14 protein-coding genes are annotated in these 19429 nt (G+C 69.3%); 3 read left to right on the top strand and 11 right to left on the bottom strand.

Annotated elements, in window-relative coordinates:
- Positions 1 to 191: 191 nt before the first annotated feature.
- A complete protein-coding gene (locus tag AQJ64_RS21640) occupies positions 192 to 809 on the top strand; it encodes a GNAT family N-acetyltransferase (RefSeq protein WP_055632128.1) in 618 nt (205 codons plus the stop codon).
- Between the two features lie 78 nt (positions 810 to 887).
- On the opposite strand, the gene trxA is transcribed toward AQJ64_RS21640, so the two are convergent.
- From trxA to AQJ64_RS21605, 7 genes are all read right to left on the bottom strand, one after another.
- The gene (trxA, locus tag AQJ64_RS21635; protein WP_055632129.1) at positions 888 to 1220 is read right to left on the bottom strand and encodes a thioredoxin; all 333 of its coding nucleotides are present in this window, start codon (positions 1218 to 1220) and stop codon (positions 888 to 890) included.
- A 44-nt stretch (positions 1221 to 1264) separates the two neighbouring features.
- Positions 1265 to 2233 carry a thioredoxin-disulfide reductase gene (gene trxB, locus AQJ64_RS21630; RefSeq protein WP_055632130.1) on the bottom strand — a complete coding sequence of 323 codons (969 nt, stop codon included), beginning with the start codon at positions 2231 to 2233 and terminating at the stop codon, positions 1265 to 1267.
- A 166-nt stretch (positions 2234 to 2399) separates the two neighbouring features.
- Complete coding sequence (locus AQJ64_RS21625) at positions 2400 to 3335, bottom strand: anti-sigma factor family protein (protein ID WP_055632131.1); 936 nt, start codon at positions 3333 to 3335, stop codon at positions 2400 to 2402.
- Positions 3332 to 4057, bottom strand: a complete 726-nt coding sequence (gene sigM / locus AQJ64_RS21620) for an RNA polymerase sigma factor SigM (RefSeq protein ID WP_055632132.1) — start codon at positions 4055 to 4057, stop codon at positions 3332 to 3334. Before sigM ends, AQJ64_RS21625 begins: the two co-directional genes overlap by 4 nt.
- Before the next feature lie 27 nt (positions 4058 to 4084).
- Positions 4085 to 5800 (bottom strand): protein kinase family protein, encoded by a 1716-nt coding sequence (locus AQJ64_RS21615; RefSeq protein WP_055632133.1) that lies wholly within the window; start codon positions 5798 to 5800, stop codon positions 4085 to 4087.
- 136 nt (positions 5801 to 5936) lie between these two features.
- Positions 5937 to 8228, bottom strand: a complete 2292-nt coding sequence (murJ, locus tag AQJ64_RS21610; RefSeq protein WP_055632134.1) for a murein biosynthesis integral membrane protein MurJ — start codon at positions 8226 to 8228, stop codon at positions 5937 to 5939.
- Between the two features lie 44 nt (positions 8229 to 8272).
- Positions 8273 to 10708, bottom strand: coding sequence for a DUF6049 family protein (locus tag AQJ64_RS21605; RefSeq protein WP_055632135.1), 2436 nt, complete (start codon positions 10706 to 10708; stop codon positions 8273 to 8275).
- Between the two features lie 258 nt (positions 10709 to 10966).
- Here AQJ64_RS21605 and AQJ64_RS21600 point away from each other — a divergent pair, with 258 nt between their 5' ends.
- Complete coding sequence (locus tag AQJ64_RS21600; protein ID WP_055632136.1) at positions 10967 to 12409, top strand: CCA tRNA nucleotidyltransferase; 1443 nt, start codon at positions 10967 to 10969, stop codon at positions 12407 to 12409.
- 127 nt (positions 12410 to 12536) lie between these two features.
- Here AQJ64_RS21600 and AQJ64_RS21595 read toward each other — a convergent pair whose 3' ends face one another.
- From AQJ64_RS21595 to AQJ64_RS21580, 4 genes are all read right to left on the bottom strand, one after another.
- Positions 12537 to 13034, bottom strand: coding sequence for an LppU/SCO3897 family protein (locus tag AQJ64_RS21595; protein WP_055633664.1), 498 nt, complete (start codon positions 13032 to 13034; stop codon positions 12537 to 12539).
- Positions 13035 to 13165: 131 nt separating this feature from the next.
- Positions 13166 to 14428, bottom strand: coding sequence for an MFS transporter (locus AQJ64_RS21590; protein ID WP_055633665.1), 1263 nt, complete (start codon positions 14426 to 14428; stop codon positions 13166 to 13168).
- Positions 14429 to 14545: 117 nt separating this feature from the next.
- Complete coding sequence (locus AQJ64_RS21585) at positions 14546 to 15628, bottom strand: inositol-3-phosphate synthase (protein ID WP_055633666.1); 1083 nt, start codon at positions 15626 to 15628, stop codon at positions 14546 to 14548.
- A gap of 44 nt (positions 15629 to 15672) precedes the next feature.
- Positions 15673 to 16353 carry a PadR family transcriptional regulator gene (locus AQJ64_RS21580; protein ID WP_055633667.1) on the bottom strand — a complete coding sequence of 227 codons (681 nt, stop codon included), beginning with the start codon at positions 16351 to 16353 and terminating at the stop codon, positions 15673 to 15675.
- Between the two features lie 362 nt (positions 16354 to 16715).
- On the opposite strand from AQJ64_RS21580, the gene AQJ64_RS21575 reads away from it, so the two are divergent.
- Positions 16716 to 19385 carry a transglycosylase domain-containing protein gene (locus tag AQJ64_RS21575; protein ID WP_167738976.1) on the top strand — a complete coding sequence of 890 codons (2670 nt, stop codon included), beginning with the start codon at positions 16716 to 16718 and terminating at the stop codon, positions 19383 to 19385.
- The last annotated feature ends 44 nt before the right edge of the window (positions 19386 to 19429 follow it).

The raw sequence follows: 19429 nt of genomic DNA, 5'->3' as shown, positions 1-19429 counted from the left end.
ATGGCGCATCCACCAGGCAGCACCTCGAAGTGGGAGGCGAGGGCCATGCGAACGATGAGCCGGACCGGACTGGTGAGCGCGGGGCTGGGGCTGGGGGCGGTCGGCGGATTCGTCGGCAGTCTGCTCAGGGAACGCAGCGCTCTGACAGCCGCTCGCGATGCCGCGGGCGAAGGAAGCGAGGAACAGCCTTCATGGGGCGTCGGCTCGTACCGCTCACGCTGGACAACCTTCAGGACCTTCCCAAGCGCTGTCGCTCGTGTGTCTTCTGGGAACTGGATCCCGTCAGGGGTGCGGCCGCGCTGAAGGCGGGCACGGCCGCTCTGGAGAAGGAGTCCTGGATCTCCGCCGTCCTGCTGGACTGGGGATCATGCGGCCGGGTGGTGTACGTCGACGACCGTCCTGTGGGGTTCGTGCTCTACGCTCCGCCGGCCTATGTGCCCCGCTCGACGGCGTTTCCCACAAGCCCTGTGGCACCGGACGCCGTGCAGCTGATGACCTCGTTCATCATGCCGGGGTACCAGGGGCAGGGACTCGGCCGGGTGATGGTGCAGACGGTCGCGAAGGATCTGCTGCGGCGCGGCTTCAAGGCGATCGAGGCCTTCGGCGACGCCCGCTGGAAGGAACCGGGCTGTCTGCTCCCCGCGGATCATCTGCTGGCCGTGGGCTTCAAGACGGTGCGGCCGCATCCCAGCCACCCTCGGCTGCGGCTGGAGCTGCGGACCACGCTCTCCTGGAAGGAAGACGTGGAGATGGCCCTGGACCGGTTGCTGGGGGCCGTACAGAAGGAGCCGGTGCTGAGACCGCTGTAGACAGGACGAAGGGGCCGGTCCTGGTGGACCGGCCCCTTCCTGTCTCTGCCGGTGCGCTGTTTCACGTGAAACAGTGCGTCACTCGGAGATGAAGGTCTCCAGGTCGCGGACGAGCGCGGCCTTCGGCTTGGCGCCGACGATGGTCTTGGCGACCTCGCCGTCCTGGTAGACGTTCAGCGTCGGGATCGACATGACGCCGTACTTCGCGGCCGTGTTCGGGTTCTCGTCGATGTTGAGCTTGACGATCTCGATCTTGTCGCCGTGCTCGGCGGCAATGGCCTCGAGGGACGGAGCGATCTGGCGGCACGGGCCGCACCACTCGGCCCAGAAGTCCACCAGAACGGGCTTGTCGCTCTTGAGGACGACCTCATCGAAGTCGGCGTCGGTCACATTCTTCAGGGTGCCGGCCACAGGGGGCTCCTTCATTCCTTGTGCGGTGGGGCGGGAGAGGGGGGTCAGACAGCGGTCTTCTCGGGCTCGGCCTGCTCCTCGTCCGCGAGGGCGGCGAGGAAGCGCTCGGCGTCGAGAGCGGAGGAGCAGCCGGTACCGGCCGCGGTGATCGCCTGGCGGTAGGTGTGGTCCACCACGTCACCGGCCGCGAAGACACCGGTCAGGTTCGTCCGGGTCGAGGGCGCGGCCACCTTCAGGTAGCCCTCCTCATCCAGGTCGAGCTGGCCCTTGAAGAGCTCGGTGCGCGGGTCGTGGCCGATGGCGATGAACAGACCGGTGACCGCGAGGTCGGAGAGTTCGCCGGTCTTGAGGTTGCGCAGCTTCAGCCCGGCCAGCTTCGGGTCGCCCTGGATCTCGGCGACCTCGCTGTCCCAGACGAACTTGATCTTCGGGTCGGCGAAGGCGCGCTCCTGCATCGCCTTGGAGGCGCGCAGGGTGTCCCGGCGGTGGACGATGGTGACGGACTTGGCGAAGCGGGAGAGGAAGGTGGCCTCCTCCATCGCGGTGTCGCCGCCGCCGATCACGGCGATGTCCTGGTCCTTGAAGAAGAACCCGTCACACGTGGCGCACCAGGAGACACCGCGGCCGGAGAGGGCGTCCTCGTTCGGCAGGCCGAGCTTGCGGTGCTGGGAGCCGGTGGCGACGATGACGGCCTTGGCACGGTGGACCGTGCCGGCCGTGTCCGTGACGGTCTTGATCTCACCAGTGAGGTCGACGGAGACGATGTCGTCCGCGATGAGCTCGGCACCGAAGCGCTCGGCCTGGGCGCGCATGTTGTCCATGAGCTCGGGGCCCATGATGCCGTCCTGGAAGCCGGGGAAGTTCTCCACCTCGGTGGTGTTCATCAGGGCGCCGCCCGCGGTGACGGCGCCTTCGAAGACCAGCGGCTTCAGCGACGCGCGCGCGGTGTAGAGCGCGGCGGTGTAGCCGGCGGGCCCGGAGCCGATGATGATCACGTTACGGACGTCGCTCACGGCTTTGTTCCTCGTCTCTGGTCTGCGTCGTTCGACCGGTGGGAGCTGCTCTGAACTCTCACCCCACCCAACGGATCCTAAGGGGCGCGCATTCCCGCTGTGTCCGGGCACACGGAGGGAGGATCCCCTGGGGAGAGCAGCCGGAGACGGAGTCGCAGGTGGGCCGTCAGTGACGGGTGTAGGAAGCCTTCAGAAGGATCTTGGCCGGGCCCGACGAGGAACCCGTGACGCAGGTGCTGTCCATGAGGTAGGCGTTGACCTTGGTGCTGTCGGAGGCGTCGGCCAGCACGACGAGAAGCGCGTCCGTTCCCCTGTAGACGCCTTCCTCGGTGGCGAGGGCCGCGTCACTGCGGCCGATGCCCTTCTGGACACAGACGGGGACGGTGGGCTCCGTGTAGACCCTGGGCCGGGGGCTGCCGGTGCTGCCTTCGATGCCCAGACTGTTCGGAGCCTTGGACCCCTGGGCCCTGCCGAGGAGATCCGTGACCTTCTGCTCCAGGGTGCCCTGGGTGAAGGTGTCGGCGGCGGTGGACTGCCCGTGTGCGGAGGTGCCCGGCTCTCCGCCGCCCGTCAGCGAGGAGATCAGGACGCCACCGAGCCCCAGGGCGGCGGCACCGAGCACGGCGCCCAGGACGGCGACCCTGCGGCGCCCGCCCCGCTTGCCGCTCTTGCGGCCCGGGCCGGTGGTGGCGGTGCGGGCATGGCCCGAGGGCCGGTCTGCGGCGACCGGTGTTTCACGTGAAACATGCGGTGTCTCGGTGCCGGCGAGAGCCTCGGCGTCCGTGTCGGCCTTGGCGCCCGTCTCGGCCTTGGCGCCCGTCTCGGCCGTGTCGGCCGTGTCGGCCGTCGTGCCGGTGATCGCTTCGGCGGCGAGCGCGGTGTCGATGCGCCGGGCGATGTCCTCCGGCATCCGGGGTGGCTCGGGGAGCGTGCCCAGCAGGCCGCGGATCTCCTCGAGCGAGGTGTGGACGTCGGCGCAGAGCTCGCAGCCGTCGAGATGCCGGCGTACATCGGCGCTCCGGGAAGGAGCGAGCAGGCCCTCGGTGAGGTCGGAGATCTCCGTGACGTCCGGGTGCCCGGTCGTGTCCGTCGTCGATGTCACGTTCGCCCACCTCCGCCCTTCACCGCTGCTGAATCGCCTGACCCGGCACTGGCCGGTCCCTCGTCGGGAGGGTCCGCTGCCGGTGGGACGGTTGTCCCCTGCGCCCGGTTCCGCCCCCCGTCGCTTTCCTCGTCGTCGCCGGTGTTTTCCGGCCTCAGATGCGTCAGCAGCGGCAGCAGCCGGGCTCTGCCCCGGGCACAGCGGCTTTTCACCGTGCCGGTCGGCACCTCGAGGATGCGGGCGGCCTCGGCGACCGGGTAGCCCTGCATGTCCACCAGGACGAGGGCCGCCCGCTGGTCGGGCGGAAGGGTACCGAGCGCTTCGAGGAGCTGACGGTGGACGTCATTGCGCTCCGCGGGGGCGGAGGCGGACTCATGGGGTTCGAGCAGTTGCTCCAGGCGCTCGGTGTCATCGACCGGCGAGGTCTTGCGGGAGGCGGCCTTGCGGGCCCGGTCCAGACAGGCGTTCACGGTGATGCGGTGCAGCCAGGTCGTGACGGCAGACTGGCCACGGAAGGTGTGGGCGGCACGGTAGGCCGACACCAGGGCGTCCTGGACGGCGTCGGCGGCCTCCTCACGGTCGCCCAGCGTCCGCAGGGCGACCGCCCAGAGTCGGTCCCGGTGCCGCCGTACGATCTCACCGAAGGCGTCGGGGTCGCCCTGCACATGCCGGGCGAGGAGGTCCTGATCGCTGGCCGCGTCGTAGCCGCCGCCCTGCGCCATGGGACCCCCTCCCCCTTCGGTGCGTCATCAGCCCGTGAACTTCACATCGGTGATGGCCTGCTTGTAGCCGGCCCCGCTGTAGTCGTCCGACCCCGAGTACGGGGCCGCCGTGATCCATACGAGAACGTACCGCGTCTTCACGGCCGTCTTGGCGGAGATCTGCAACTCCTGGCCGGTGGTCTTGGCGTCGGCGATCTTCGTCATGGAGCTGAGGGACGCCGACGACGAGAGGGAGTCCGCCGCGTACAGCGTGGCGGCCGTGTAGTTCCCGCCGTAGTGCAGCCCTATCGAAGCGGCCGACAGACTCTGCTCGGAACCGAGGTCGTAGACGATGCCCACGCCCTGCTTGTACGGGGCGAGCACGGGGCCGCCGTTGAAGGACTTGGAACGCCAGTACGTGGAGCTGTCGTTGTCGTAGGTCAGCTTCACGTCGCCGGGGTGCTGGGCCTTGCCGTCGGGGTAGTACTCGGCGGCGCCCTGGATCTTCAGGGTGGTGGCCGGCTTCGGCGAGGCGCTGCTCTTGTCCCCGTCGTCCGTGGTCTGCGTCTTGTTGGTGTCGTCGGACTTGTCCCGGTTCATCAGGGCGTCCGCGAGCTGCCAGCTGCCCAGGCCGAGGGCGGCGATGAGCAGCGCGGAGACCGCCCACTTCAGGGCCCGGCCGGTGCGGCTCTGCAACGGGGGCGGCGGGGTCGGGACCGGCTGCGTGGCACCCGGATGGGGCGCGGGGCGGCCGTAGGTGCCCTGCTGGTACGTCGTGCGCTGGTACTCCGGCGGCGCGGTGAACGTCGGCTCCGGCGGGCGGATCCGGGGCATCTCCCCGATCGCCTTCACCAGCTCCTCCGGCGTGGTGCACGCGGCCTCGTGCCGGGACGCGGTCGCCCCGTCGTTGGCGAGCGCGCGCATGGCCAGCTCGGACAATCCCCGGTGGACGCCGGCGCGGACCTGGTCGGGGGCGATCAGACCGACGTCCTTGGGCAGCCCGGACAGGCCGTAGGCGTCGTTCTCGTACGGCCAGCGCTGGGTGAGCGCCGCGTACAGCAGGGCGCCGATCGCCTCTGTGTCGGTGCGCTGCGGGGTCTCGGAGGTGATGCCGCGCAGCGCGGCGTTGACCGCGAGCCCCCGGATGCGCCACTGGCCGCTGGAGGTGCGCAGGACCGCGTTGGGGTTCAGCCGCAGATGCGCCAGCCCCTCACGGTGCGCCGCGGCCATCGCCGACGAGAGCTGACTGACCATCTGGTAAGCGTCGTGCGGCTCCAGCGGGCCGGACGCGAGCAGCGTGGTCAGCTCGGTGGCATCGGGCAGCCACTCGTGGACGACATAGACCAGGTCGTTCTCCTCGACGGCGTCCAGAACCTGGACGAAGCGAGGGTCGCCGAGCAGCGCCGACGAGCGGGCCGCGGCCAGCACCGAGCGGGCGCGGGCGTGGTCCGCGGGCAGGATGTGGACCCCCACGGCACGGCGAAGTTTCTCGTCGACCGCACGCCAACTGCTGAAACCGTCCAGACGGGTGACGCACTCCTCGAGGCGGTACCGTCTGGCGAGTTTGTGGCCGCTGTGCAGTTCAGGCGGTGAGGGCCTGCCGGGATGTTCGATCCCGCCACCCCCCTGTGCCTCGTCGCTGTCCGTGTCCCGCTCCCGGTTCTTGGCCACCCCGTCGGCCGTGGACTGGTCCGCCTGTGCGGTCAGCGGCTCATCGCCGCTGTTGTCTGCCACGTCGACGGCAGCCGTGCTCCGTTCCGCCACCGTCGTTCCTGCCTCCCCATCCCATGCGCGCCGCCGACCTCGTGCGCGCCGTCCGACGCCGGATCCAATTGTGCCCACAGTCCGCCGCTATGCACGACACACGGCGGCTAACGATGGTTGTGCGACTCCCCCTCGCTCAGCGCCCCAGGCGCCCGCGGACCATGCCGACGAGGGAGTTGAGCTCCTCGATGCGCATGCGCCGGGCGGCGACGAAGAAGATGCCGAGCAACAGGGCTCCGCCGGCCAGCAGGGCGGCGAAGGAGCCCAGGACGCCCTGCCCCAGGGTCTGGGCGATGCCGTAGCAGGCCGCGCCGCTGATCAGCGCCGCCGGTACGGAGGCGATGCACAGTCGGGCGTACGTGCGCAGCACGTGCGAGCCGTCGAGATCGCCGCCGAGCCGCTTGCGCAGCCGGTTCCAGGCGACACCGACGCCGATCGCGTAGGCCAGTCCATAGGCGGCGGCCATGCCCGCCACGGCCCAGCGGGCCGGGAGGACGAAGTAACAGACCGCCGAGGCGGTCGCGTTGACCGCGGCCACGATGACGGTGTTGTAGAAGGGGGTGCGGGTGTCCTCGTACGCGTAGAAGGCGCGCAGGACGACGTACTGCACCGAGTAGGGGATCAGGCCGAGGCCGAAGGCCATCAGCATGAAGCCCATGTTGGTGGCCTCGCTGGTGCCGGAGGAGCCGAAGATCAGGGTGCACATCGGGATGCCGAGCGCGAGGAAGCCGAAGGCGATCGGCACGATCGCGACGGCCGTGGTGCGCAGCCCCTGCGAGATGTCGTCGCGGACCGCGCCGCCGTCGCCCTCGGCCGCCGAGCGGGAGATCCGCGGCAGCAGGGCCGCCATCAGCGACACGGTGATGATGGCCTGGGGCAGGCCCCAGATCAGCTGCGCGTTGGCGTAGGCGGCGAAGCCGGTGCCGTCGACGGGCGAGGCCTTGCCGGCCGCGGTCGACAGCTGGGACACGACGATCGCGCCCGCCTGGTTGGCGAGGACGAACAGGAAGGTCCACTTGGCGAGCGTCACGGCCTTGCCGAGGCCGTGGCCCCGCCAGTCGAAGCGCAGCCGCAGCCGGAAGCCGGTCTCCCGCAGGTAGGGGATCATCGCGAGCGCCTGCACCACCAGGCCCAGCAGGACGCCGATGCCCAGGAGCCGCTGGCCCTCCGGCGGGATGGACGTGACCTTCATACCGGAGTCGGCGGCGGTGCCGTAGACCCAGATGAACATGCCCAGCGTCACGATGATGACGATGTTGTTCAGGACCGGGGTCCACATCATCGCGCCGAACTTGCCGCGCGCGTTGAGGATCTGACCCATCACGACATGGACGCCCATGAAGAAGATCGAGGGCAGGAAGTAGCGGACGAACGTGATGCCGACCGCGTTGGCCGCCGGGTCGCTGGCGACCGGGTCGGACAGCGCCCGGATCAGCAGGGGGGCACCGGCGATCGCGGCGACGGTCAGCACGCCGAGCGCCACCATCACCAGTGTCAGGAGCCGGTTGGCGTAGGCCTCGCCGCCGTCCTCGTCCTCCTTCATGGCCCGCACGAGCTGCGGCACGAAGACGGAGTTGAGGCCGCCGCCGACGGTCAGGATGTAGATCATCGTCGGCAGCTGGTAGGCGACCTGGAAGGTGTCGCCGAGCAGGCCGACGCCGAGCGCGGAGACGATCAGCGCGGAGCGGACGAAACCGGTGAGGCGGGAGACCATCGTGCCCGCGGCCATCACGGCACTGGACTTCAGCAGGCCGGCCGCCTTGCCGCCCTTCTTCGCGGCCGGAGCGGCCGCCGGCTCGGGGGCCGGCGCCTCGGTCACGGCGGCCGCGCTGCCGAGGTTCATGGTGCGGTCGTCCACGGGCGGCACGGAAGCCGGACCCTGGTGGCGCGGTGCCGGCCCCTGGCTGCCGGGAGCCATCGCCGGGCCGGGCACCGCGGGGGACTCGGCCGACGGGCGGGTGCCGCCCTGCTGCTGGTCCTTGAAGAGGTGCGCGAAGGCGTCGGGCTGGTGCCGCTCCTCACCGGAGTGCGACACCAGGTCGTCCACGCCGACGAACTCGGTCGTGCGCGGGTCGTCGCCGTAGGGCAGGTACTGGGTGGGGCCCTCCGGCTCGGGCGCCGGGGGCCGGGCCCACACCTGCGGGTCGGGCGCGTACGGCGACGGTGCCGGGCGGCCGTAGAGCGGCTGCTGCGGCGGGTAGGTTCCCGGGGGCGGCGGCGGGTGCGCGGCACGGTCGTAGAGCGCCTCGGCGACCGGGTCCTGCGCGGTGAGGTCCTGGGACCCGTAGGGGTCCTGGTCGTAGGCGTCCTGGAGGTACATGTCCGCGGGGTGCTGCGGCGGTACCTGGCCGTGCTCGGGCGGCGGGCCCTCGGGGTGACCCGAGCTGCCCGCGGCCTGGCCGCGGTCACCCTCGTACGGCGCGTTCATGGCTACCCCACCTCATCGTCCCGGGCCCACCGGCCACGACATCCTCAACGGTCCACTCTCTCACCCGTCCCCGAGGGGGCCGTGCTTTCCGCTGCGGTGTCCGCTGTCCCGTCACTCGGCTGCTCCTGGGCGTCTGCCCCGGACCGGGCGGCCGATTCTTCCCCGGTACGGTCCTCGGCGTCCGCGGACGTCCCGCGGGCACCGTCGGCATCGGCCGCCGCGCTCTCCTCGGCGTGCGCGGCGTCGTCGGCGTCCTCGGTGCCGTCTGCGTCCTCGGCCGCCGTCTCCTGTGCCTCACGGGCCGCGGCCCGCTTGCGCTGGGTGTACATCCGGAAGCCGGCGAGCACGAGCAGCAGCACACCGCCGCCGATGACCAGCATCACCGTGGCCGTGATCTCGGTGACCTTCACGTCGAAGGTCACCGGCGCACCGTAGACCTGGCCGTCCTCGGTGTACAGCTGGGCGATCACCGTGGTCTGGCCGTTCACATGGGCCGAGGCGGTGAACTTCACCGTCGTGCTGTGCCCGCCGGAGACCTCGATGCGCGGGTCGGAGTCGTGGCCGCCAATCTCCAGACGGGTGTCGTTGGTCGAAGTGAGCCGCAGGACCAGGTGGTGGACGCCCTGCACCAGGTTGTTCTGCACGGTCACGGGGATCGTGGCGCTGCGCCCGGAGAGCTTGGTCTCCGACTTGTCGATCAGCTTGACCTGGTCGGTGAGGGTGTCGAGATAGCTCTGCACGCCTTGACGGAAGGTGCTCGCCGAGGTGGAGCGGCCCCGCCACGACGTGGACATCTCCCGGTTCATGGCCCGCCCGAAGGGGGTCACCACCCGGGACTTGTCGGTGAGGATCACCTTGAAGCTGTCGAGCGTGTCCTGGGTGGCCGCGATCTGCTCGAAGGCGGACTTCGGCAGCTCCTGCTTGCGCAGCGAGGAGGGGTACGAGGACCGCGAGGGCACCTTGGTGGTGGCATCGCCGTCGGGCTTGGCCCTGGCGGCCGTGGTGAGGTCCTGGGACTGCGACCAGCCCGAGTCCTGGAGCGCAGTGACGGCCGCCGCCATAGCCTGGGCCTGGCCGGCGGTCGGCGTGCGCTGCGGGGCGACGACGATGCTGCGCTGCTTGTGCGTCTGGAGGTTCAGCGCCAGGCTCTGGGCGAGGAACTCCTGCACCGCGAGCGTGGACGCGGAGGCGTTCGTGAGGTCGCCCTGGAAGGTCTTGGACAGCCGGGCGTCGGCCACCACCGCCGTGGTGCCGCCGCCGATGGGCCGGGCCGCGGAGGGGGTGTAGGACAGGTTGCCGGTCTCCGCCAGGCTGTCGCTGCGCGCGATCACCTTGTCGGCGCCCGCGGAGGTGGCGACCTTCACGATCGAGGGGTCGACGGCCCCGTCCACCGGCCAGGCGAAGTCGGTGCTCGGCGTCACATGGAGGATCGTCTCCACCGTGGTCGCGGCGACATCGGTGGCCGCCTTGAACTGGCTCAGCGAGCCGCTGACGCCGGTGCCGTCGTGGGCCAGGGAGGCCAGGTCGGGATCGGCGAAGGGCAGGGCGACGACCTCCTTGTCCGCCACCGCGTCCTGGAGTGCGGCCAGCCACTTCTTGGCGACGGCCTGGTGGGTGCCGGCCGTGGTCTTGTCGCCGTCGGCGCGGACCCGGTAACTGCCGGTCATCGCGTCCACGGAGGCCAGCAGGTCCGGGTCGATCACCCAGGTGACGTCGAGGTCCTTGCCGAGGCTCAGCAGCTGGTCGAGGCGGCCGCCGGGGGCGATCTCCTCGGCGAGGTCGTCGTTGAGGAAGACGGGCGTCTGGCTCGCGTTCGAGCCGGTCTCGGCCGTCATGTGGACGGTGGAGACCAGCGGCCACAGGACCGTCGTCTTCGTCGCGGTGTCCGCGCCGTCGGGCTGCCAGGGCAGGAAGGTCCGCTGGATGCCGAGCACCTGCTCCCACTGCTGCGTGGACGTCTCGCCCGAGAGGGAGACCCCGAGCGGGTAGACGCCGTCGTCGCCGAGGTCCAGCTCGTCGACCGGTACGGAGATGCTGAAGTGCTCGGCGACTCCCGGCGTGAGCTTGGCGAACTTGGCGACGTACTTGCCGCCCACCTCGGAGCTGTAGCCGGCGGAGAGGTCCTCGGCGTCGCCGGCGGCGTCGTCGATCGCCGAGCGGGTGGTGAGCGCGGACCCCACCCGCAGGCCGACGTGCGCCTCGGTGACGGCCTGCTTGCCCTTGTTGGTCACCGTGCCGGAGACGGTCACCGTGTCGCCGTCGGTGGGGACGGCCGGGCTGAGGGAGTCGACGGCCACGGAGACCGAGCCCTTGTCGGAGGCTTCCTTGACGCCTGCCGCGGCGTCGGCGTGCGCGGGGAGTGCGGGCAGCTGCAGCAGCCCGGCCAGCAGGGGCGCCCCGGCGAGCAGTGCTCCGGTGCGCCGCAGCCACCGGCGGGCAGGTGAGGGACTCATCCCCGGGAAGTCTGCCGCCTCGGCCACGCGTTCGCCCGTCTCTCGTCGTCGTCAGTGGTCGTCGGAATGTGCGTCCACGCATGGTAACGATGTGCGCGGAGGTGAAGTGCCGCGGACCGGTCCACAAGATCAGGTGGGGCCTGCCTCCTGTCCTCTATCGTCGCGTATGGAGAGGAGTGTCGGTGAAAAAGCTCTAAGGATCGCCTTCCGACGCTATGGGGCGATGTGTCCCCGCGCGGTAATCGGGGCGCCCCGGGCCCGCCCGGCCACGTACCCTTTCCTGTTGTGCCGAACGCCAACGAAGACACCCCCAGCGCCCTGAGCCAGGCGCAGCACAGCGCCGTGAGCGAGCTGCTGCGGGTCGCGCCTGTCGCCGACGACCTCGCCCGCCGCTTCCAGGAGGCCGGGTTCTCCCTCGCCCTGGTCGGCGGCTCGGTCCGGGACGCGCTGCTCGGCCGGCTCGGCAACGACCTCGACTTCACCACGGACGCCCGCCCCGAGGACGTCCTGAAGATCGTGCGGCCCTGGGCGGACGCGGTGTGGGAGGTCGGGATCGCCTTCGGCACCGTCGGAGCACAGAAGGACGGCTACCTGATCGAGGTGACGACATACCGCTCCGAGGCGTACGACCGCACCTCGCGCAAGCCCGAGGTGTCGTACGGCGACTCCATCGAGCAGGATCTCGTCCGTCGTGACTTCACCGTGAACGCGATGGCCGTGGCGCTTCCGCAGAAGGAGTTCATCGACCCGCACGGCGGCCGTGACGACCTCGCGGCCCGGGTGCTGCGCACCCCGGGCACACCCGAGGAGTCCTTCTCCGACGACCCGCTGCGGATGATGCGTGCCGCCCGGTTCGCCGCGCAGCTCGACTTCGAGGTCGCCCCCGAGGTCGTCACGGCGATGAAGGAGATGTCGGAGCGCCTCGACATCGTCTCCGCGGAGCGGGTGCGGGACGAGCTGAACAAGCTGATCCTCTCCGCGCACCCGCGCAAGGGGCTGAGCCTGCTGGTCGACACCGGCCTCGCCGGCCATGTCCTGCCGGAGCTGCCCGCCCTGCGGCTGGAGCGCGACGAGCACCACCGGCACAAGGACGTCTACGACCACACGCTGATCGTCCTGGAGCAGGCGATCGCGCTGGAGGAGAACGGCCCCGATCTGACCCTGAGGCTCGCCGCGCTGCTGCATGACATCGGCAAGCCGCGCACCCGGCGGTTCGAGAAGGACGGCCGGGTCTCGTTCCACCACCATGAGGTGGTCGGGGCGAAGATGACCAAGAAGCGCATGACCGCGCTCAAGTACTCCAACGACCTGGTGAAGGACGTCTCCCGGCTGGTCGAGCTGCACCTGCGCTTCCACGGGTACGGAACCGGGGAGTGGACCGACTCCGCCGTCCGTCGGTACGTCCGGGACGCGGGACCACTGCTCGACCGCCTCCACAAGCTGACCCGGTCGGACTGCACGACCCGCAACAAGCGCAGGGCCGCCGCTCTCTCCCGGGCCTACGACGGCCTGGAGGAGCGCATCACCCAGCTCCAGGAGCAGGAGGAGCTCGACGCGATCCGCCCCGATCTGGACGGCAACCAGATCATGGAGATCCTCGGCGTGGGCCCCGGCCCTGTCATCGGCCAGGCGTACAAGTTCCTGCTGGAGCTGCGCCTGGAGAACGGCCCCATGGAGTACGACGCGGCGGTGGCGGCGCTCAAGGAGTGGTGGGCCGAGCAGAGCTGAGGCCATGAAACGGGGCGATGTTTCACGTGAAACATCGCCCCGATCCGTAGCTTCGGATCGCCCCGAACACACTGAGGGCCGGTGTTTCACGTGAAACACCGGCCCTCAGTCATGGCAACCGCTGCGGCTACTTGACTTCCTTCAGGCAGAGCACCACGTCGTGGCCGCCGCCTGACTGGACGTACCAGATCGGTGCCTCCGTAATGTCCCTGCACTTGTTTTCGTCGCTGGAGCCGTCGAACTTCTGGACGACCTTGTACTGGGCCTTGCTGTCGGAGCAGTCGACCTCGTTGAGGTCCGCGTTGGAGTCCGTCCCGTCGTTGTGCATGCAGGCGCCGACCGAGGTCGTCTCCGCGTCGTCGCGCGTCAGGAACCAGCCCGCGCCGAACTTGAGGATGCCGATGATGACGGCGACGACGATCGCACCGATGATGCGTATCGCCTTCTTGCCCATGCGCTTGCCGGCCGGCGCGGGCGGCGGGGGAACCGGAGCGCCGCCCTGGTTCGGGAACGGGGCGTACGGCTGCTGCGGCGGGACTCCCGGCTGACCGGGCTGCTGCTGCCCCACGGGCACAGTGGGCTGGGCGTACGGGTTCTGGCCCTGTGGAGGCGGCGGAGTGGTCATGCTGGGATCCCCCTAGAACGTGGGTGCGCAGGAACGTGCGTGCGCATGGCGCGAAATAAGACCCACGTAAAGTACCGGCCACCACTGACAGTGCCCGACCGCAGAGGAACTCTGTGTCTTTGATGTGACACTTACTGGCGTTCAAAGCGGCCCATAGCAGCAGCAATTGCCCCGTAGATAACGGCGACCGTTACCACCAGCGCCGCTGAGCGGCCGTCAGGCGGCAGCATCAGGGCGGCCACACCGGCGGCGCCGACGAAGGCGACGTTGAACAGGACGTCGTAGAGGGAGAAGATCCGGCCGCGGAAGCCGTCCGCCACGGACGACTGCACGATGGTGTCGGTGGCGATCTTCGCGCCCTGGGTGACCAGTCCGAGGACGAACGCCGCGACGAACGTGGTGGCTTGGGTGAAGGGGAGCATCAGGGCGAGCTCCAGCACGGCGGCCGCCGCCGAACAGACCGTGATCCAGCGGCCGGGGCCCAGCCGTCCGGCCGCAGTCGGGGTCACCACGGCCGCGACGAAGAAGCCGACGCCGGAGATGGCCACGGCCACGCCGAGCAGCGCCAGCCCCTTCTCGGTGTCGGTGGACCAGGCGTACCGGCACAGCATCAGCACCATGACCGTCAGGGCGCCGTAGCAGAACCGCATCAGGGTGATCGAGCCGAGCGCCCAGGCGGCCTCCCTGCGCTTCGGCTCCGTCAGATGGCGTACCCCGGAGGCGAGTCCGCGGGCCGTCCCCCTGACGGCGCTCGCCCAGCCGGCCGGAATCACATAGCGTTCGGGCCCGAGCAGATCCGCGGCCATGGTCAGGGACATCAGCGCCGAGAACAGGTACAGCACGCTGCCGAGCAGGACCACCACGGCATCGGTGTCCGCGATCGCCAGGCGGACGAAGAAGGCGAGACCGCCGCCCGCGACCGCGGCCAATGTTCCGGCGGTCGGGGAGAGGGAGTTCGCGATGACGAGGCGCTCGGCGTCGACCACGCGCGGCAGGGCGGCCGAGAGGCCCGCGAGGACGAACCGGTTGACGGCGGTGACGCACAGCGCGGAGACGTAGAAGAGCCAGTCGGGGACGTGGCTGAGCATCAGGACGGCCGTCGCCGAGGCCAGCAGGGCGCGCAGCAGATTGCCGTAGAGGAGGACCTGGCGGCGCCGCCAGCGGTCCAGCAGGACGCCGGCGAAGGGGCCGACGAGGGAGTAGGGCAGCAGCAGGACGGCCATCGCGGAGGCGATCGACGCGGCCGAGGTCTGCTTCTCCGGGGAGAAGACGACGTAGGTGGCGAGCGCGACCTGGTAGACGCCGTCGGCGCACTGGGACAGCAGCCGTACGGCGAGCAGGCGCCGGAAGGCGCCGAGGCGCAGCAGGACGCGCAGATCACGGACGACGGCCATGGGGCCCAGCCTCACATACGGGGAAGGTCCCCGGGTCATACGACCCGGGGACCCTCTCAGCCCTGGCAGGAGCGAATTTCAGCGGATGGCGCGCTTGGCGCGCGCCGTTGTGTCGAGCTAGCGCTCGACCTCGCCGCGGATGAACTTCTCGACGTTCTCGCGGGCCTCGTCGTCGAAGTACTGGACCGGCGGGGACTTCATGAAGTAGCTGGAGGCCGACAGGATCGGGCCGCCGATGCCGCGGTCCTTGGCGATCTTCGCGGCGCGCAGGGCGTCGATGATGACACCCGCGGAGTTCGGGGAGTCCCAGACCTCGAGCTTGTACTCCAGGTTCAGCGGGACGTCACCGAAGGCGCGGCCCTCGAGACGGACGTAGGCCCACTTGCGGTCGTCGAGCCATGCCACATAGTCGGACGGGCCGATGTGGACGTTCTTCTCGCCGAGGTCCCGGTCGGGGATCTGGGAGGTGACGGCCTGGGTCTTGGAGATCTTCTTGGACTCCAGGCGGTCGCGCTCGAGCATGTTCTTGAAGTCCATGTTGCCGCCGACGTTCAGCTGCATGGTGCGCTCCAGGACGACACCGCGGTCCTCGAACAGCTTCGCCATGACGCGGTGCGTGATGGTGGCGCCGACCTGGGACTTGATGTCGTCGCCGACGATCGGGACGCCCGCCGCGGTGAACTTGTCCGCCCACTCCTTGGTGCCGGCGATGAAGACCGGGAGGGCGTTGACGAAGGCGACCTTGGCGTCGATGGCGCACTGGGCGTAGAACTTCGCCGCGTCCTCGGAACCGACCGGCAGGTAGCAGACGAGGACGTCGACCTGCTTGTCCTTGAGGATCTGGACGACGTCGACCGGCTCGGCCTCGGACTCCTCGATGGTCAGGCGGTAGTACTTGCCGAGACCGTCGAGGGTGTGGCCGCGCTGCACGGTGACACCGGTGCTGGGCACGTCGCAGATCTTGATGGTGTTGTTCTCGGACGCCCCGATCGCGTCCGCGAGGTCGAGGCCGACCTTCTTGGCGTCCACGTCGAACGCGGCGACGAACTCGACGTCACGGACGTGGTAGTCGCCGAACTGGACGTGCATCAGGCCCGGGACCTTGGACGCCGGGTCGGCGTCCTTGTAGTACTGGACGCCCTGCACCAGCGATGCGGCGCAGTTGCCCACACCGACGATGGCTACGCGAACCGAACCCATTCCGGTTGCTCCCTGTGTGTACGAGTGAGGCCCTGGCTGGGCGCTCACGGGGTGGTGTCGCCGGGCGTATCCGTCCCGGGGGTGTCCCCGGGACGGGGCAGGACGCCCGGCGCTCCATTGGTGTTCTGCTGAGCGGACTCCCCGGAAGCGGAACCCTTCAGGTCCCGTCCGGCCCGCTCGCTCTCGATGAGCTCGTTCAGCCAGCGCACTTCGCGCTCCACGGACTCCATCCCGTGGCGCTGGAGCTCAAGCGTGTAGTCGTCGAGGCGCTCCCGGGTGCGTGCCAGCGAGGCGCGCATCTTCTCCAGGCGCTCCTCCAGCCGGCTGCGCCGGCCCTCCAGGACGCGCATGCGCACATCGCGCGACGTCTGCCCGAAGAAGGCGAAACGGGCGGCGAAGTGCTCGTCCTCGTAGGCGTCGGGGCCCGTCTGCGAGAGCAGGTCCTCGAAGTGTTCCTTACCTTCCGCCGTCAACCGGTAGACGATCTTGGCGCGACGCCCTGCGAGTGGCGCGGCGAGGGCGTCCTCGGAGGTGTTCCCCGGTTCCTCGATCAACCAGCCGTTGGCGACCAGCGTCTTGAGGCAGGGGTACAGCGTCCCGTAGCTGAAGGCACGGAACACCCCCAGTGACGTATTGAGTCGTTTGCGCAGCTCATAGCCGTGCATCGGGGATTCGCGGAGCAGGCCGAGCACGGCGAACTCGAGGATGCCGGAACGTCGGCTCACTGTCGCCTCCTCTCGTCCGCAGCGCGCTTATCTCGCTCTGATGTATCGACTCGATACATCACGACGATAGAACGGCCTTCCGGATGCGACAAGGGGGACGGTGGTGAACGGGATCACATCACCGTTTCTTCGCAGGTGACTTGCCCGGTTTGGGGTGAACCTTGGGGCTGGGCAGGTTTTGACGGTGCGTAGTCTGTGCGCCATGCAGACCACCGGGACCCGAGGGACGCCGGGGGGCGTCGAGGCCCCCGGTGCCGTACGGGTGAATGCGCAGCCGACCGCATCCGTACTTCGGGGGGACAGGAAACCAGCCGCCCTTTTCAGGCGCGCACGGATGCGCCTGCCCTAGGAGTAATCGTTCGATGAGCGAGCACCGTCGCAAACCGCCGCAGCCGCAGGGAGGCGGACGTGCCGCGGCCCGACGTGGCCAGTCCGGGCCGTCCTCCGGCCGTCGCGCACCGCGAGGCGCCACCGGATCTCCTTCCGACTATGGGTTGGGCCAGGTGTCGGGAAGTCCGGAGCAGTCGTACGGCAGCCGCGCCGACGCCCGACGCGCTGCCCAGCGGAGCCCGGGCGGCCGGCGCAGAGGGGCCGAGCCCGCGGGAGACCACTTCGGCGGCCCGCACGGGCCCGGCCGGGGCAGAGGGCGCTCGGCGCCCGGCAGAAAGCGCCTGATCGACTATCCGCGCGCCGACAAGTACGGCTGGCAGCGCTGGATCCCGTCCTGGAAGCTCGTCGCCGGTCTGTTCATCGGTTTCGTCGGCAGCATGGTGGCCGTGGCGGGCATCGGCTACGCCATGGTGGGTGTGCCCGACGTCGACAAGACGGCGACCGCCCAGAACAACGTCTACTACTGGAAAGACGGCTCCCAGATGGTGGCCACCGGTGGTGAGACGAACCGTCAGAACATCTCGCTCTCGCAGATCCCCCAGGAGATGCGCTACGCGGTGATCTCGCAGGAGAACAAGACCTTCTACGAGGACAGCGGCATCGACCCCAAGGGCATCGCCAGGGCCCTGTTCAACATGGCCCGGGGCGGCCAGACGCAGGGTGGTTCGACCATCACCCAGCAGTACGTCAAGAACGCGATGCTGAACGACCAGTCGCAGACGATCTCCCGCAAGTTCAAGGAGATCTTCGTGTCGATAAAGGTGGGCGCCGAGGTCGACAAGGACACGATCATGGCCGGCTACCTGAACTCCGCGTACTACGGCCGCAACGACTACGGCATCCAGGCGGCCGCCCGCGGCTACTTCGGCAAGGACGCGATCAAGCTCAACCCGGGTGAGTGCGCCTTCCTGGCGGCCATGCTGAAGGGCGCCACGTACTACGACCCGGCGGGTGCGACCTCCATCGACCCGGTCAATGCCACGCCCGAGAAGAACAGCAGGCGGGCCCTGCTCCAGATGCAGGACACCCTCGACAAGATGGTCGAGTACGGTCACCTCGACGCCTCGGTCCGCGCCAAGTACACCAAGCTCCCCGCGGTGAAGAACCCGCGGTCGAACACCGCGCTGAGCGGTCAGGTCGGCTACCTCGTGGACCTCGCCAACGGCTACCTGGTCACCCACAGCAAGGAGACCGGGATCACCCAGAACCTGCTCCAGCAGGGCGGCTACTCGATCTACACGACCTTCGACAAGAAGAAGGTCCAGCAGCTCGAGGACGCGGTGACCAAGGTCCAGAAGGCCAACATCAAGCCGAAGGAACGCCCGGACACCGACACCCACGTGCAGTTCGGCGGGGCGTCCGTGGAGCCGGACACCGGCGCCATCCGGGCCATCTACGGCGGTGAGGACGCCACCAAGCACTTCACCGACAACGCCGACGAAACCGGTGCCCAGGTCGGCTCGACCTTCAAGCCGTTCGTACTGGCGGCCGCGATGACCTGGGGCGTGCGTGATCCCGACCTGGGCTCGTCGCAGGCGCAGGACGAGCGCACCATCGTCTCCCCGGAGAGTCTGTTCAGCGGCAAGAACAAGCTGAAGATCGAGGACTACAACCGCACGGTCTGGAAGAACGAGAAGGGCGAGGAGTGGCTGCAGACCAATGACGGCAACGAGTCGTACGGTACTGCGCCCGACTACAAGATCGACCTGCGCGAGGCCATGCGCGAGTCGGTGAACTCCGCCTTCGTACAGCTCGGCATGGACGTCGGTCTGGACAAGGTCAAGGACTCCGCCATCAGCGCGGGCCTGCGGGAGAGCAGCCTCGCCGGCACCACCTTCCCCTCGTTCTCGATCGGTATCTCCGACCCGAGCGCGATCCGAATGGCGGGCTCGTACGCCACCTTCGCCGCGAGCGGCAAGCAGCGCGACCCGTACTCCGTGGAGAAGGTCACCAGCGAGGAAGGCCAGATCTTCACGCACAAGGTCGTGTCGAACCAGGCCTTCACCTCGAAGGTCGCGGACAACGTCACGGACGTCCTCAAGACCGTGGTCGAGCGGGGTACCGGCACCAACGCCCAGCTGCCCGGCCGTGAGGTGGCCGGCAAGACCGGTACCACCGACGGCAACAAGTCCGCCTGGTTCGTGGGCTACACGCCGCAGCTGTCGACCGCGATCAGCATGTTCCGGCTGGACGACGACGAGAAGAACAAGAACCGCACGTTCCTGGAGATGTTCGGAACGGGTGGTCAGAAGAAGATCCACGGTGCCTCGTTCCCGGCGCAGATCTGGCACGACTACATGGCGGACGCGCTCGAGGGCACGCCGGCGAAGGACTTCCCGGAGCCCGAGCCCATCGGTGAGGTCGTCAACGCGGAACCGTCGGCGACGCCGACCCCCACGGCCACCGAGACCGAGGAGGTGGAGCCGTCCCCGACCCCGACCGCCACGGAGACGCAGGTCGAGCCTTCGCCCACGGCGACGGAGACCTGCAACGACTTCTTCGAGTGCAACACCGCCGGTACGACCAACGGCAACTCGAACGGAGGCTCGAACGGGGACTCCTCGCCGACACCGACCGCGACCGAGACGGACAGCACCAGAGGCAACCAGAACGGAGGCCTCTTCGGAGGATCGGACGGTTAGCCGCCGAAATGCCCAGCGCGGGTGTTTCACGTGAAACATGTGGA

It is taken from the genome of Streptomyces griseoruber (genome assembly GCF_001514205.1).
In the GTDB taxonomy this organism is placed as follows: domain Bacteria; phylum Actinomycetota; class Actinomycetes; order Streptomycetales; family Streptomycetaceae; genus Streptomyces; species Streptomyces griseoruber.
The sequence above is the reverse complement of the archived record's forward strand: the minus strand, read 5'-3'. Positions and strand labels throughout refer to the sequence as shown.

Excerpts from the sequence above, each read along its gene's own strand:
- AQJ64_RS21640 (WP_055632128.1), top strand. The coding sequence starts at position 192 with ATGGGGCGTCGGCTCGTACCGCTCACGCTGGACAACCTTCAGGACCTT.
- sigM (WP_055632132.1), bottom strand. The coding sequence starts at position 4,057 with ATGGCGCAGGGCGGCGGCTACGACGCGGCCAGCGATCAGGACCTCCTC.
- murJ (WP_055632134.1), bottom strand. The coding sequence starts at position 8,228 with ATGAACGCGCCGTACGAGGGTGACCGCGGCCAGGCCGCGGGCAGCTCG.
- AQJ64_RS21595 (WP_055633664.1), bottom strand. The coding sequence starts at position 13,034 with ATGACCACTCCGCCGCCTCCACAGGGCCAGAACCCGTACGCCCAGCCC.
- AQJ64_RS21590 (WP_055633665.1), bottom strand. The coding sequence starts at position 14,428 with ATGGCCGTCGTCCGTGATCTGCGCGTCCTGCTGCGCCTCGGCGCCTTC.
- AQJ64_RS21585 (WP_055633666.1), bottom strand. The coding sequence starts at position 15,628 with ATGGGTTCGGTTCGCGTAGCCATCGTCGGTGTGGGCAACTGCGCCGCA.
- AQJ64_RS21575 (WP_167738976.1), top strand. The coding sequence starts at position 16,716 with ATGAGCGAGCACCGTCGCAAACCGCCGCAGCCGCAGGGAGGCGGACGT.